16 protein-coding genes are annotated in these 15,028 nt (G+C 28.9%); all 16 read left to right on the top strand.

Features of this window, described 5'->3' with window-relative positions:
* Positions 1–394 precede the first annotated feature (394 nt).
* The gene (locus tag C4S76_RS06320) at positions 395–1,345 is read left to right on the top strand and encodes a PKD domain-containing protein (protein WP_245915805.1); all 951 of its coding nucleotides are present in this window, start codon (positions 395–397) and stop codon (positions 1,343–1,345) included.
* A gap of 18 nt (positions 1,346–1,363) precedes the next feature.
* Positions 1,364–3,814, top strand: coding sequence for an AAA family ATPase (locus C4S76_RS06315; protein ID WP_245915804.1), 2,451 nt, complete (start codon positions 1,364–1,366; stop codon positions 3,812–3,814).
* A gap of 27 nt (positions 3,815–3,841) precedes the next feature.
* Entirely contained in the window at positions 3,842–4,288 is a 447-nt protein-coding gene (locus tag C4S76_RS06310; RefSeq protein ID WP_105193632.1) for a hypothetical protein, read from the top strand.
* Positions 4,273–5,667 carry a DUF5458 family protein gene (locus C4S76_RS06305; RefSeq protein ID WP_394335587.1) on the top strand — a complete coding sequence of 465 codons (1,395 nt, stop codon included), beginning with the start codon at positions 4,273–4,275 and terminating at the stop codon, positions 5,665–5,667. Before C4S76_RS06310 ends, C4S76_RS06305 begins: the two co-directional genes overlap by 16 nt.
* A gap of 60 nt (positions 5,668–5,727) precedes the next feature.
* Entirely contained in the window at positions 5,728–6,315 is a 588-nt protein-coding gene (locus tag C4S76_RS06300; RefSeq protein ID WP_105193631.1) for a hypothetical protein, read from the top strand.
* Between the two features lie 2 nt (positions 6,316–6,317).
* On the top strand, positions 6,318–7,031 hold the full coding sequence (locus C4S76_RS06295) for a hypothetical protein (protein ID WP_105193630.1): 714 nt from the start codon (positions 6,318–6,320) through the stop codon (positions 7,029–7,031).
* Between the two features lie 15 nt (positions 7,032–7,046).
* Entirely contained in the window at positions 7,047–7,481 is a 435-nt protein-coding gene (locus tag C4S76_RS06290) for a GPW/gp25 family protein (protein ID WP_105193629.1), read from the top strand.
* Between the two features lie 6 nt (positions 7,482–7,487).
* The gene (locus tag C4S76_RS06285) at positions 7,488–9,338 is read left to right on the top strand and encodes a type VI secretion system baseplate subunit TssF (protein ID WP_105193628.1); all 1,851 of its coding nucleotides are present in this window, start codon (positions 7,488–7,490) and stop codon (positions 9,336–9,338) included.
* Positions 9,335–9,991, top strand: coding sequence for a C40 family peptidase (locus C4S76_RS06280; protein WP_105193627.1), 657 nt, complete (start codon positions 9,335–9,337; stop codon positions 9,989–9,991). The genes C4S76_RS06285 and C4S76_RS06280 overlap by 4 nt, the downstream gene beginning before the upstream one ends.
* Positions 9,992–9,994: 3 nt before the next feature.
* On the top strand, positions 9,995–10,942 hold the full coding sequence (locus tag C4S76_RS06275) for a type VI secretion system baseplate subunit TssG (RefSeq protein WP_105193626.1): 948 nt from the start codon (positions 9,995–9,997) through the stop codon (positions 10,940–10,942).
* A complete protein-coding gene (locus C4S76_RS06270; RefSeq protein ID WP_105193625.1) occupies positions 10,939–11,913 on the top strand; it encodes a TssN family type VI secretion system protein in 975 nt (324 codons plus the stop codon). Before C4S76_RS06275 ends, C4S76_RS06270 begins: the two co-directional genes overlap by 4 nt.
* 18 nt (positions 11,914–11,931) lie before the next feature.
* Complete coding sequence (locus C4S76_RS06265; protein ID WP_105193624.1) at positions 11,932–13,092, top strand: hypothetical protein; 1,161 nt, start codon at positions 11,932–11,934, stop codon at positions 13,090–13,092.
* 12 nt (positions 13,093–13,104) lie between these two features.
* Positions 13,105–13,620 carry a type VI secretion system TssO gene (gene tssO, locus C4S76_RS06260; RefSeq protein ID WP_105193623.1) on the top strand — a complete coding sequence of 172 codons (516 nt, stop codon included), beginning with the start codon at positions 13,105–13,107 and terminating at the stop codon, positions 13,618–13,620.
* Between the two features lie 158 nt (positions 13,621–13,778).
* Positions 13,779–14,165, top strand: coding sequence for a type VI secretion system tube protein TssD (gene tssD / locus C4S76_RS06255; RefSeq protein WP_105193621.1), 387 nt, complete (start codon positions 13,779–13,781; stop codon positions 14,163–14,165).
* 130 nt (positions 14,166–14,295) lie between these two features.
* Complete coding sequence (gene tssD, locus C4S76_RS06250) at positions 14,296–14,691, top strand: type VI secretion system tube protein TssD (RefSeq protein ID WP_105193622.1); 396 nt, start codon at positions 14,296–14,298, stop codon at positions 14,689–14,691.
* Positions 14,692–14,787: 96 nt separating this feature from the next.
* Positions 14,788–15,028: hypothetical protein (locus C4S76_RS06245; RefSeq protein ID WP_146105707.1), on the top strand; the 241-nt coding region annotated here is incomplete at its 3' end.

Here is a 15,028-nt window from a genome sequence, read left to right as displayed (position 1 = left end):
TTCTTAAATATTATTTTTTTATTGGAATTGTATCTTTTTATCATTTATGGATGTAATAATTTGATTCTTAATTAATTACTAATTAATTTAAATCTCTTACATATATAAATAATAATTTTTTTATAATAGTTTGCGTTTTATTTGTAATTAATTATTTTAAAAAAACAAAAAATATAAGTATTTTTTGTTTTTTTAAAATAATATGTATATTAGCGCGAAAATTATTAGAAATTATAATTTTTGACAATAAGTTAAAAAAATGGATTATAAGAGCAGATCTTTAAAATTTTTTTCTAAATTAGATATTAGAGTACTTCTAGTTTTCATTATTATAATTATTTTTGGGATATTTATTTTTATTTATCAATTCAATAGGCATGTAGATTGCAGTAAAGTGAGTTTTATAATAGAAGCTCAAAAAAAGCAGGTTGGGGAAGTAATAGAATTCTATGATAAAACACCAAATGCTAAAAGTTGGAAGTGGGATTTTGGAGATAACAGTCCTAAAGAATTTGAAAAAAGTGTATTACATAAATATACGAAAGCAGGAATATATACTATATCATTACAGGTAAATGGAAGTTGTACCTATGAAAAAATTATTGAAATTCGTGATTTAGGAAAAATAATTGATACACTTAAAATTCCTAAAATTATAACACCCACAGTTGTGGTAGTAGGTCAGCCCGTAGAATTTTACTATAGTTATAGGAGTGAAGCATTTGCTTGGGAGTGGAGTTTTGGAGAAACAGGACAAATGGATAATACTTCAGAATTTCCGGTATATAGTTACAGTACTCCAGGTGTAAAAACAATTACATTAGTAATAAATGGGGATATGCCTCATATTGCAAGTAAAAATATTTATGTAAAACCTAGACAACTTATAAAAACAAAGAAAGATACTATAAAATCTTATGTATATGAGAAAGCTCCTAAATTGTTTGAGTTGCCACCTGGTAATCCACAAAAAGATCCTTTAGAAGATTTATTAAGAAATATTCATGGTGTTCCGGTCTTAAATCCTTTAGAGAAAAAAATAAAACAGGCAGAAGAAAGTAAGGCTCCCGATATTTCAGAAAATCAATTTCAAATATTGTTATTAGAGGTAGCAAAACAAAGTAAAACTAAAGAAGATTTTATTCAATATACTTGTGGTAGCTACGATTTCCCGGTAATTAAAAACAATAATAAAATAATGACATTCGCAGAGTTTTGTAATCAACTACAAAATAAAAAAATAAAAATAGAAGCTCTAAGATTGACTAAAGATAATAAAAATTGCATTGCAGGCCTTACAATAACCTATAAAGTTAAAAAAGCTTTTATATGGACTTATGATTAGATAAAATTAATTATCATTATGCAAAAAGATATAGTTTTTCATGAAGAATTATATATGGCATTAGAAATTGCAAAAAAATATGCTATTGAAAGCCATAACATAGAATATGGAGCACCACATCTGCTTAAAGCTATTCTTCATAGGGATTTATCTCTATTAAAAGAATTAGAGGCTATGAAAAAAGATGTATTTTTTATTGAAGAATGGGCTGAAGTGAGAATAGATGATATTCCAAAAGCAAATAAAGTGTTTCAATCAAATCCCGACAGAACTATTGATAATATTATACAAGAAGCAGATGAAGTAAGAGATATTCTTGGTAGAGAAGAGGTAGATTTATATTGTATCATGGTGGCATTGTCTACACCGGGTGTAGGTTTCAATTTTGATCAAATGAAAAGTTTCCCTATAACTCGAACTGAATTACTAATTGAAGAAGGTGAAATAAAACCCAATCAAGTTCAAGAAATGGATGATGGAAATACTAATTTTTCTAGAAAATATTTATATAAATATTGTAAGGATAAATTAGTACAAGCTAAAAAAAATCCTAAAAATATTGTTGCACGAGAAAAAGAAATTCAGGAAATAGTAGAAGTGATATGTAGGTTTTCCAAACCTAATGTTTTATTACAAGGTTATCCTGGAGTAGGAAAATCTGAAATAATAGAAGGATTTATTAATTTAATAGTAAAGAAACAAGTTCCGGATAAGTTAGTTAAAACTAAAGTTTTTGAATTGGATTTAGGAACACTAATTGCCGGAGCTTCTTACAAAGGGGAGATAGAAGATAGATTAAAAAAAATATTACAAGAACTAAAAACATATCCTCAAGTAATCCTATTGATAGATGGTATTCATGTTCTTTTAGATAAAAATAGTGACAATGCAGGATTATCAAGTATACTTAAAAGTGAACTTTCCGGTAATACAGGACTAACATTAATAGTTACTACTACAGTAGACGAATATACAAAAAAGATAGAAAAAGATGAAAGTCTTTCAGGAATGTTTGAAGTCATTAAAGTCGAAGAACCTAATGAGGAACAGGCGTTTAGAATAATAAAGTCTGCATTGTCATCATACTTAAAACATCATGAAATTAAAGTGACGGATGATTCTATAACTGAATCAATAAGACTTTCTAAAAGATATCTTAAAGAAAAATGTTTGCCAGAATCTGCTTTAAATCTATTAGATAGGACGATGTCAGTAATAAAAACTGCAGGTATTTCATTTTTAAAAGAAAAAGAATCTCTTAAAAAAAAGTTAGAAGAAATCAAAGAAAGTCCAGGGAATAAAAAACTAGAATTAAAATGGTTTTTAGAAGATTTAAAGAAAAAAGCCCAATATTTAATTGTACAAGAAAATAATTTAGAAGAAGAAAATTTAGAAAATAACACAGAAGAAGAAATATTTGAATATTTAGGCAATCTATTGGAAAGGCTTTCGAAAATTGCAAATTCTAAAAAAGAACACATAGAACCTATTGACCTAACGGCAGTTGTTGCTCAAAAAACAGGAATTCCTGTAGGCAAATTACATTCAGAAGAAAAAGATAGACTGCAGAATATGGAAGATATTTTAAAAGAAAGAGTCGTAGGGCAAGATTATGCAATACAAGTGATTACAGAGGCCGTGTTAGAATCTCGATCAGGATTGAGTAAAGCAGGACAGCCTATAGGATCTTTCTTTTTTTTAGGACCTACCGGAACAGGGAAAACAGAATTAGCAAAAGCTCTAGCAGATTTTTTATTTCAAGATGAGCAAGCAATCATACGGTTTGATATGTCTGAGTTTAAAGAAGAACATTCAGCAGCCTTACTATATGGAGCTCCCCCAGGGTATGTAGGATACGAAGAAGGTGGGTTATTAGTTAATAAAATAAGACAAAAACCATATTCAATAGTATTATTTGATGAAATAGAAAAAGCACATTCCTCTGTATTTGATGTATTCCTTCAAATTATGGATGAAGGAAAATTACATGACAGACTTGGAAAAGAAGGAGATTTTTCTAATGCATTAATTTTATTTACATCTAATATAGGATCTCAGTTTATTGTAGATTCTGTTAATAATGAAAACAAACTACCATCCTCTAACCAGTTAATGGAAATTATGGCTCGTAACTTTAGACCAGAGTTCTTAGGCCGACTTACAGAGATAGTTCCATTTAGTCCTATAAGTAAAAGCAACGCTATAGGCATATTTGAAATACATCTGAAAAAAGAATTATTAGACTTAGTAAAAAGTCTTAATATTTCATTAAAAATATCTGAAGATGCAAAGTCATTTTTAGTAGATAATGGATTTAATGCTACTTATGGTGCAAGACCATTAAAAGGAATAATACGCTCAGAATTGAGACGCCCTATGGCTAAAAAAATAATATCAGGAGAGATAAAAGAAGGGGATATAATAAAAGTAGATTTAGAATCAAATAGTCTAAAATGGAAGATAAATTAACAATCATAATATAAAAAAAGAAAATCTATGTTATCAAATTTTGGAATTGGAGGTAATGAAGTGCCTCTAGATGCAAATGAAGCAATTATTGAAATAGCACAAAACAGAACTTTAATTGCTCAAAAACTGACAGGACAGACTCCTATTAGACCTGAAATTGTAGAAGGTTTAAATACCGTAGAACAAGTGTTTGAACATTTCAAACCCGAAGTTAAAGTGAATTTTGAAGATGCAGAAGGAGCCACAAAATTTGAAGAATTAAAATTTAAAAATTTAGGAGACTTTGGCATTAAAGGAGTTACAGCTCAAAGTAAATTTCTGACAGATTTACAAATGGAGAAAGAACAGTATCAAAAAATAATAAAACAACTTAAATCCAATAAAATTTTAAAAGCAGCTCTAGAAGATCCCGATGCTAAAGGAGCTCTTATGGAAACTATTGAAGGATTAATTAATGAATTAAATCAAAAATAATTATGGCTAAAGAAGATATAAAAGCACAAGTTCAGGTAAAAGGAGTGGCTGTAGCTGAACCCGCAGGAAAAGTTAGTATTCAGAAAGGACTAGATAAACTAGCTAAATTTGGTGGTTTTGATTTATTAGAAGCCTCTATAGAAAATGTTCAAAATTTGAATCCCGAACGTAAAGCCAGGCGTCAAATTTTCTTAGGAGACGCAAACAAAAAAGAAGAAAGAAATTCGTTAAAAAAAACATTAGAACTATGGTTAGGAATATTAAAAAACAATTCAAACCTAACCGATATGGTAGCTCAAAGTGAAGATAAAAGTAAAGTTGCAGAAAAAACACTTACTAAAAATTTAGCAACAGCGATTAGAGAAACAGAAGAATTAGAAAAAGCATATAGAACTATAGCTTTATTTTATAAAAATACTGAGCAAGATAAAGTGAAAAATGTTTCTATAATCAATGCAGAATTAGAACAATTAACAGATTTAGATAATACCAGATTTATAGAAGCCATTCATCAAGAACTAGTAAATAATTATGATCGTTTAGATCTTAAAAACAACTATGGCTTGGTTGTTATCCCAGGATACCTAGGAAGTAATAAAGTAGTAGAAAAATGGGCTAAAATTGCACATGAAAATAAAGTTATGCTCGTGACGGATTTTGCTCATTTAGATGAACCAGATGATGTAATGGAAATGTTTGACGAGGCATATTTAACAGGTGGAGATATTTACCGTTCTAATGTATTAATGACTTGTAATTGGTTAGTAGGACGAGGTAAATTTGATGAAGTAGAAGAGGCTGATGATTTATATATCCCTCCATCTGCGGCATTAGCTGGGAAAATCTATGGAACATTAATGTCCCAAGTAACAGCAGGTAAAAAATTTGGAGGTATTAATGAAGTAGATGGAGTAAAATTTGACCTTAAAAAAAGTGAAATTGCCAGTTTAGAAAATATGGGCTTAATTCCTATGGTTAATGAATATGGAAAAGTTATGGCATTTTCAGGGAAAACATTATTTAATGGAGATAATTTAGGTCTTCAGACTTATTCTGTAGTCCGAGTTTTCGATTATGTAACTAAAGTTTTAATGGATTTCTTAAACCGTAGAGCTTTTGAAAACTTTACAGCTAAAACACGTAAAGAAATCATGGCACAAATTGTTCGTTTCTTGGATGGAATTACTGGTCCCGATAAACTTATTGAAAATTTTGAAGTAAGAAGATTTGAACAAGACCCTATTCAAAAAGATCGTATTTATTTAGATATTCATATGAAACCTTATTTCCCTGCTAAAAATTTCCTAATAAAAATGGATGGACATAAAGGTGACGATGGCAATTCTAATGAATGGGATACAGAATACGAACAAAAGTAAAAGTCTAACCATAACCTAAGAAAGGAGAAAAATTAATTCTCCTTTCTTAAAAAAAAATATATGAGCTATAAAAGTAAAATATTCATATTGCTGCTTATAAGTATTTCCTCTAGTTTTTTATCATCTCAAGATAAAAACAAACAGGGAACGAATATTAATAAAATAACAGAAGATACCATACTTACAAGAATGGTAGACTGTAATGCTTTATTCACATTAAACAATAGGAAGATAGATTATTTGGGGAAAAAATCATATGTGTATTCTGAACCTTATTATTTAAGAGCTTACAACAGTAAAAAAGATTATTCGGTATTCCAGATAGGAAAAAGAAAAAACACAAAACCTTTTTTATATGTACGTGTTTTTACTTTTAATACCTGTATAAAAAAAGATGAAGTATTAGAATTTATTTTAGAAAATGAATTTAGATACAGGATAAATAATATATTCGACCCTAATTGTGACGGATATGTTGTAAGTAGAGTTAAAAATAAAGACATTAAAGCTCTTACTGAATCAAATATAAAAAGCATTAAAGTGTTAACTTTTGAGAAAGACTTTGAATTTCATTTGAACGAAGATGAAGCAGAAAGAATGAAAGATGAATTGCAATGTCTTAAGTATAATAAATTTAAATTTAAATAACAATGCCTCTGCCACAATTAGGATTATCCCTTTCTATAACTGATAATGCAGGTTCTCCCATTTATGCAGGTGAAGGAGAAAGAGAAAAAATGGCAGGATTCGATTCGGCTCTAAAAGAACATAAAATATTCATTACTATTTCAGATGAGCAGGTAAATGAAATTGAAATTGATGTTCATAATGATATTTTTGATAAAATAAAACTTCCCACCTTTAAGATGATGATAACCGATGATAAAACAGAAGAAAAAACTTATTATGAAGTAACACGAGATTCTTTTCTATTGGAAGAATTAAAAACTAAAGAAATAGGAGGTCTTTCATTTTTAGGGCTTAATGTGTTTTCCAAAAAAATGTACACTTTACCAGTAATTACTTTTGAACCCTTAGTATCTACTATGGAAATATTTGAAGTTTCTAAATATAGAACTAAAAAAGAAGAATACTTATCTTATACATTACATCGAAATAATGAAACAGCATTATTAGTTTCTGGAAAACTATCCTCAGAATTTATAAAAAAAATGAATTCAAATTATTTTTTTTATGTGGTTGATTATCATGAAGGACAAAAGTTTATCGGAGATATTTCGTATAGGGAAAAATTTATTAAATCCATACCGAAAGTTGAAATAAACTTAATTAAAAGATCAAAAAATATAAAAGAATATGAATTGAATAAAAAAGGTAAAGTAAACAAAATAATCTATTTATAAAGCAAAGTAATTACTATGTATGACACTTATTATAAGACCCCGTTAAAATTTAAAGATCTTATTGAAAAAAAAGATCTGGAAAAAGTTAGCCTAGAATATTCTATAGCTCAATTCATAAATATTGTAATTACTTCCTCTTTTGGAGAATGTAAATTTAATGAAATATTTGGTTGCAAAATATGGGAAGCAGATTTTGACCTACTATCAGATCCTAACACTTTAAAAGATAGAATAAAAAATGATGTTAAAGTAGCAATTAAAATGCAAGAAAACAGATTAGATCTTACAGAAGTTGAGGTTTCTATTGGAAATGTAAAAGCTGCATCATACAATAATTCATATAGAATAAAAAAAAGAATAACCATTGAAATAAAAGGGTTTATCAAAAAAACAAACAGGGATTTTAGTTTCATAACAAAATTTTTTGTAGGACCATTATCTTATAATTAAAAATATATGGATACACAAGAAAGAATAAAAGATAGAATATTAAGAAGAGCAGCATATACTTGGGGATATACAGATAGTGAACTTGAAACTTCATTTGATCCTATAGTTTCATTACTGTTAGAAGCTTGTGCTTCTGAATTAGAAAAAATATCCGCGGAACTTAATAATTCCAGATCACGAATAATAGAAAGGCTTTTAGAAATTATGTCACCGGAAGATAAAACGGGCATAATACCAGCCCGCTCTATTTTACATCTTAATCCGGTAGAAAATAACTTCAAAGTATCTTTAAAACATCAGTTTTTATGTAAAAAGACTATACAAAATATATATGATCCGCTGGCTCCTAAAATTAAAAATATATATTTTGGTCCGACTTTACCTTTTATTCTTACTCAGGCAACTTTAAGTTATATTGCATTTTCAAATACAATGTATTCTTTACAGAGATTGATTCATAAAGATCAAATAGCAAAAAGCAAAGAATATTTAAAACCAGGAACATTTTGGTTAGGTATAAGATGCCCGGAAGGAATAACTAAAATCGAAAAATTAATGTTTTTTACAGATATAAGAAACATTTCTCAGAGAGAAGTTTTCTATAACTATTTAAAACAAACAAAATTTTATATAAAAGATAAAGAAATTCCATTTCAAGAAGGTTATAATGTTCCTAATTTTTCTATAGATATAGACTCTATAATAAATAAAAATTATAATAAAATAAATCAAATATATACAGATATAAATGACTATTACTTTGATAAATTCTTTCATTTTACTGAAGATATAGAAATAACTAACGATATATTTGAAATTCCTGAAGAACTTACTCAGCATTTTAACCTTGATAATACAAAAATAAATGAGTTGGAAAATGTACTTTGGATTAAAGCACAATTTCCGGAAGTGGTTATAAATGATATTCTCGAAAATGTAATGTTTTATATAAACTCAATACCTGTAATAAATAAACAATTATTATATAAAACAGAGTCTATAGATTCCTATATTAATTATATACCATTAAGTACAGAAGATATATTTTTAGATTTGGAAAGCATTACAGATTCCAGAGGATATCAATATCACATAAAAAAATTCTCAGAAGGAAATTTAGATATAGGAGATGCAACTCTGAGACACACAGGAGTAGTACGGTTTGATGAAAGAAATGCATCAGAACTCATACAGTATCTTATAGAGCTTTTAAAAGATGAAAGTGCGTCTTTCTCAGTTATAGGAGGAGACTTTATAGACGGTACTATAAGAGAAGTAAATCAACTCATAGCTACACTTGAACAACATATAAAAGAAAAAAAATTTATAAAAACAAGCTTTCCTTATGTAATTATCAGGCCTAAAGACGCTTCTCTCAAAACAGATAACGATACATTTATGGTAGGATATTGGGTAACAAGTGGAGAAGATGCCAATGATTTGAAAATAGGAACAAAGTTAGAAGGAATCAATACCAATGATTTTGATCAAAATACTATAATGCTGATCAATACCTCGGTCGGAGGAAAATCTCGTTCAAGCACACAAGAAAAAATAGTCTCTTACAGGGAAGCATTACAAACAAGAGGACGAGTAGTAACCTTTGCAGATATAAAAACTTTTTGTTTGAATCATTTCAAATTTACTATTTCCCATATAGAAATAAAAAAAGGAACAAAGGTAGATTCTTCTACTAATAAAGGATTTGTTAGAACCATAGATATAATACTTGAAAAAAATAAGAATGTAGAATATGAAGTTTCAGAATTCGAATGGAAATATCTATGTGATAATCTATTATATAAATTAGATAAAGTTTCGTCCAATGTATATCCATATAGATTAATTATAAAATGAAAAATAGGTATATAATAACAGCTATCATTATTACAACTTTTCTAGTATTAAGTTGTAGAAGTAAGTATTATCGCGAAATACCATATAAAATAGTATATAATCAAAATGAAATAGAAAAAAAATTAAACATTCGTAAGATAATCCCGATTCTTGACACGCTAAATCAGGAATATGAAACAAATTTGAGCGATCGGCAAATATATTTAAAAGAAAAATATTCAATTATTTTAGGAATAAAACCAGAAGAATTAAAAAACTATAAATTTTATGACTTTATAGATAAATGGATAAATACACGTTATGCGCAATCAGGATTTACATCAGATAGTATGAGCATGGCTCCTTTTGTAAGTGCATTATACCAGTATTCATTTAAAAAAAAATTACCCTCAACCCCTTTAGGTATATTTAAATCCAAAGAAATAAACCTTTTTACAGGTAGAAAATTTTTGCAAGAAGGAGATATTTTATTTTTCAGATATAATAAAGATATCCCTATAGGAGATGTAGGGGTATATCTTAGAAACAACAGAATTCTTGTAACCACGAAAAGAGATGGATTAATTATAAGTGATTTCAATCAAGATTATTTTCAATTAAGATATATAAGTGCAGGAAGGTTAATACCTAAAGATGAACTAGAACAGGATTAAAAGATGAGAACCACAGAAGAAAAAACTATAATAGAAAGGGTTAAAGATAGAATAAATTCTCTGCAAGATGATTTAAAAGCAGAAGTAATAATTTCTGAATTATTGGATAAATTAGATTCAGAAGAATCTAGTTTTTTAATAGATATGAAAGGTCAATTTAAAAGACCTTTTAGAAAAGATGTACTTAATGCAGAAATTATTGATTTCAAATATGATGATACCCAGTTTGTTAAAGTAAATTTATCCCGAGATGGGATTTATGACACTTTACCGGAAAGAATGTTTCATGAACCACAGTCAGGGAAGCCAAAAATTGAGGTTAGTGAAATGACTCAAGAGTATAAGAGTAACCGAAATGAGGAAATATATGCTCGAAAATTTTTCCAACCTTTTGAAAATGAATTTTTTCTAAAAGCATTAGAAAGAGAAAACTTAGAAAAAGAAATATTATTAGAATTAAATGGTTCAAAACCCATTGAATTTTTCTATGAATTTTGGGAATTAAATAATGAGATACCTCAAATTTTAATGACTAAGCTCATAAGAATACTACCTTACACATATAAAATTGTTGGAGACCTTGAATTAACTGTAAATTGTTTAAGTTATTTATTAGAAGAAAAAGTAAAAATCTCAGAAAAAACTTATAAAGAACAATCCAGTCCAGAAAAAGAACAAAGTCTAGGTAATTGTAGGTTAGGATTAGATATGATATCAGGGAATGAATACATGGATTATTCCTTGTATTTAGAATTTAAAATCGGACCTCTAAAAAAGACATCATTTTTAGAATATATACATCAAGGTAAAATAAAGAAATTTATAGAATTATTCTATGAATATTTTCTTCCTATGGAAATAGATGTTAAAACCACAATTTTATTAAATCAAGATATAGAAGCATTCAGTTTAAAAGAATTATCAATATTAGGAATAACTACAAGAATATGAAATTTAAGACATATTTCAAAGACTTAATAGATCCCAAAATAATTATTGGCGTGTTAATTATTTTGGCTGTAGCCATTATAATAACTGTTTTTTTTACTTCAAAAGTTAGCAGTTTTAAGCAAAAATATAAAAATAAATATATAGCATACCTTATAGTAACGATGCTTATATTTGCTTTAATAACTTTTATAGGCTCTTCAGAAGTTTTTAATGGAGATGTATATAATATTTTCACCTTCTATCAGACAATATTTTTCATATTAGGAATTATTCATTGTTATATATATAGAAGTTATTTCAAAAAATTTGATACCACATCTATTTGGATTGAATTACTATTTAACCTTATAATTTTAATCTATTCCATTATTCCAATAATTATCATTTATACCATTGTAAAAGGAAATGTCTTTGTTTATAGCATGGCATTTTCTACACTTACATTTTTAGTTCCGACACTTATATATGGAACTTTTGAATCATGTATATCAATACCTCCCAAAATATATAAAACCTGGGAATTTCCAGATGAGCATGCATATCCAGATCCTCCAGATAGTGAATATAGAGATATGCTAGTAGTAACTTTTCTATTTCACAAAGACCCCAATTCAACGATGAGGACAGAATTTAGGGCAAAAGCTCCCATCAGGATGGATTTTGGAAGATTATTCTATCATTTTGTTAATGATTATAATCTTAAAAATCCGGATTTTCCTATCAATTTATTAGATAAAACCGGACAAAAACAACATTGGGTGTTTTATTTAAAATCTAAACATTTAGGAATTCCTAAATATATACAGCCAAAATATCCACTTTATATGAATAAAATTGAAGAAAATAGTGTGATTATATGTGAAAGAACACCACCATTACTAAATTCAGTAGATGAAATCAACTATGAAATCAATGAAGATCAAATAGAAAAAGAAGAGAATAAATTAAATCATAAAAAAGAAAACTTTTAACTTAAGATAATACATATTATGTTAGAAAAGCTAAACTATTTTCCGGTTAATTGGATTGATGGAATGAAAATAAATAAATCCCATTTTATTGCTATGCAAAATAATTATGTTGACATAGTTAGGGATGCTATAGGTAGTCAGGTAACCCCTATTACATATGGTCTTCTTCCTGTTCAAAATTCAATGGAATCAATAAAAATCTCATTGGTAATTGACAATCATAAATTATTAAGAGTAAAGATCGAAGAGTGCCATGCTATAACTCCCAATGGCTCTAGGATAGAAGTAAGTCCAATGAGTAATTCGATAAACATGCAAATGCCTTATCCTGAGGCAGTTTTTAACATAGAAGATGATCAGGAAATAGTTTTACTCGCAAATATTATAGTAAACCCGTTCGAAACAGCCCCTTATGGAGAGCTAGATCCCGATGAAAATCCACCCAGATATCCCTATTTAGTTCCCACCTATAAATTACATTTGGTGCAAGAAGGACAAATGGGACAAGAATCTAGCTATGCCGGTTTTCAGTTAACGGTAGGTAAAATAGTTGTAAATAAAGAAGAAACCTATCTTCAACCCGGTTATATTCCTCCATGTACTATGACGAACAGTCATAAAATATTAATCAATATGCATACTCTTATTGATAAGTTTATGGGGCAATTAGAATTATATGCAGTACAGATTGCGCAAAAAATAAATAGAAAACAACAGACTAATGAGTTGGCAGTTATGGTGTTAAGATTGTCAGATTTAATCATAACTTACTTAGGTAATGAAATTAATTCCCTCAGATGGTTAGGACTATACACAAGCCCTGCTTATATGTTAGATAAAGTTGTCCGATTAGCTCGAATCATGAAAAATTTTGTAGATGCACGTTCAGGTGCGGGAAAAGAAGAATTACTAAATTATCTGGCAGAATGGTGCGGATTATCGCAAGGAGATTTTGAAGTGCTATTTACTGACTTAGTCAACGTAGGTTATAATCATTCCCAAATTGATAAAACATTAAAACAAGTAGATGTATTTATGAGTACTATAGAACAACTTTTCTCGGCACTTAACAAACTCGATTATATAGGTAAAAGAAATGATACCGGAATATTTGTTAAAGAAAGAATTGAAAATGATCCAATTCAAAAAACTAAACGTAGTAGATTTTTAGAAGATTAAAAAAATATAACTATGGAAGTATTAAATAAAAAAGAAAGAGTCACATCATTTTTATTGTTTATCCTATTATTTCTTATTACTACAGTAATAATAGTTTTAGCAATATTTTATAACTATCAGTTGCCTTTAAAGGAAATTGCAGAATTAAAAAAACAAAATCAATCTATGATAAATGAATTCAGTTATCAGGGGAGGTTTGAGCATCAAATGGAAACCTTAAAAAAATATATAGATTCTATAGATATGCCTAATCAAGATGTTTATTATTACCAACAAAAAGCCATTAATATGGTAATAAACATGGAACAGGGAATTCCCCCTCAAGACAGCATAAGAAGAGGATTGCTTTATAAAAACTTTTTATTAACCAGCCGTTCACTTATAGATTCAAAGAAAACAATTAAAACCTATGGGAAAAGTAAGGCTGAAATAGATACTCTTTTGGCACAAATTCAAACTTATAAAAGACAAATAGAAATAATGAAAAGAGACTTAGAAATTTGTAGAATGTTAAATAGAAAAGATTAATTAATAACTTTTTTAAGCATCATCTTATTTGGAAGACCAGTACAAATTTTAACATAAAATTAACATTACGTATAAAATAAGATAAAGGTGAATTTATATATTTGTCATATAAATATGTAGTCAATAAAATAATAATTACTAAATAAAAAATTAATATTATGTCATTTAAAGCAAAACTAGAAGTAGCGGGAAAGAAATACAATGTTCTAAACGTGAATTATTCCTTAGCCCAAGAAACAGATCCTACAGGAAGACCCTCCTCTCAAACCCGAGGAGGGCGAATAGAAGTCACTGTAGAATCAACCGGAGAGACCGATATCTTTGAGTGGATGACCAATAGCTTTGAGCGTAAAGACGGAAAAGTAATCTTTATCAAAAGAGATTCCGATGCAACCTTAAAAGAATTGGACTTCACCGATGGGTATGTAGTCAAATACAAAGAGAATTTTGATTCCAATGGAACCAATCCATTAACAGAGACCTTTACGATTTCAGCTAAGACCATCAAGATGGGAACCGGTGAACATGTAAACGAATGGGTATAAAATTCTCTATCCCCATAAGAAAAAACATCTTTTAAGCAAAGAGAATGAAAAAAGGGGAAGCTACAGCTTCCCCTTTTTTCAAATTTAACCCTATTATAAAAATAAACACTTATCAAAAATAACTTATAAAATGTCTTCATTTTTAGCCAAATTAGAAATGGAAGGATCTGTATATACAGTACTTCATTGCCACTACAGCTTTCAAAAAAACATAGATTCCTCAGGCAAACCCCAGGGAGCAACCCGCGGAGGATACCTGGATTTAACCTTGGAAAGTAACGGGAATTCAGTTTTCATAGACTGGATGCTATCACAAAATAAGACCAAAGACGGAGTCATTATCTTTTACCGTCGCGATGCGATGAGTAAACTACAGGAAGTAAAATTTGAGAAAAGCTACTGCATCTCTTTCGAAGAAGAATTTGATGCTACAGATAACCAGCCGATGCGTATACGCTTACAATTATGTTCCAAGAAGCTGAGTATAGCCAATATCAGCTATGAGAACAGTTGGAAACTGGGCTGAGCAAAATAACCCCAGGGAGAGGGTCTGGGTATATTTTTAAAGACCAATAAAAAAGGAGGAAAAGCCAAGTCCTTTCCCGAATCAAAACCCCAATATATGAGCATAATAGATGATCCTAATAAAAAGACACCTCAGGTAGACCTGAGTAAACTCACAGAAAAGCTACAACAATCTGCCCTTGACTCAGCCGAGACAAAACTGGATCAAGCCACCCAAGGCATCCGAGAAGAGGTAAAAAAAGTACAGGAAACAGCCACCCGGGTACAAAACAAACTAACCCAGGTAAACGAAGAACTTAGCCCGATAAAAGGCAACACCTTTGAAATCATCCCCCCGG

Origin of the sequence: Apibacter adventoris, assembly GCF_002964965.1 — a bacterium.
Lineage (GTDB): Bacteria > Bacteroidota > Bacteroidia > Flavobacteriales > Weeksellaceae > Apibacter > Apibacter adventoris.
Note: the sequence above shows the minus strand (reverse complement) of the source record. Positions and strands in the feature narration are given on the sequence as shown.

Coding starts and splice junctions, on each gene's coding strand:
- C4S76_RS06315 (WP_245915804.1), top strand. CDS start 1,364: ATGCAAAAAGATATAGTTTTTCATGAAGAATTATATATGGCATTAGAA.
- C4S76_RS06310 (WP_105193632.1), top strand. CDS start 3,842: ATGTTATCAAATTTTGGAATTGGAGGTAATGAAGTGCCTCTAGATGCA.
- C4S76_RS06300 (WP_105193631.1), top strand. CDS start 5,728: ATGAGCTATAAAAGTAAAATATTCATATTGCTGCTTATAAGTATTTCC.
- C4S76_RS06295 (WP_105193630.1), top strand. CDS start 6,318: ATGCCTCTGCCACAATTAGGATTATCCCTTTCTATAACTGATAATGCA.
- C4S76_RS06290 (WP_105193629.1), top strand. CDS start 7,047: ATGTATGACACTTATTATAAGACCCCGTTAAAATTTAAAGATCTTATT.
- C4S76_RS06285 (WP_105193628.1), top strand. CDS start 7,488: ATGGATACACAAGAAAGAATAAAAGATAGAATATTAAGAAGAGCAGCA.
- C4S76_RS06280 (WP_105193627.1), top strand. CDS start 9,335: ATGAAAAATAGGTATATAATAACAGCTATCATTATTACAACTTTTCTA.
- C4S76_RS06275 (WP_105193626.1), top strand. CDS start 9,995: ATGAGAACCACAGAAGAAAAAACTATAATAGAAAGGGTTAAAGATAGA.
- C4S76_RS06270 (WP_105193625.1), top strand. CDS start 10,939: ATGAAATTTAAGACATATTTCAAAGACTTAATAGATCCCAAAATAATT.
- C4S76_RS06265 (WP_105193624.1), top strand. CDS start 11,932: ATGTTAGAAAAGCTAAACTATTTTCCGGTTAATTGGATTGATGGAATG.
- tssO (WP_105193623.1), top strand. CDS start 13,105: ATGGAAGTATTAAATAAAAAAGAAAGAGTCACATCATTTTTATTGTTT.
- tssD (WP_105193621.1), top strand. CDS start 13,779: ATGTCATTTAAAGCAAAACTAGAAGTAGCGGGAAAGAAATACAATGTT.
- tssD (WP_105193622.1), top strand. CDS start 14,296: ATGTCTTCATTTTTAGCCAAATTAGAAATGGAAGGATCTGTATATACA.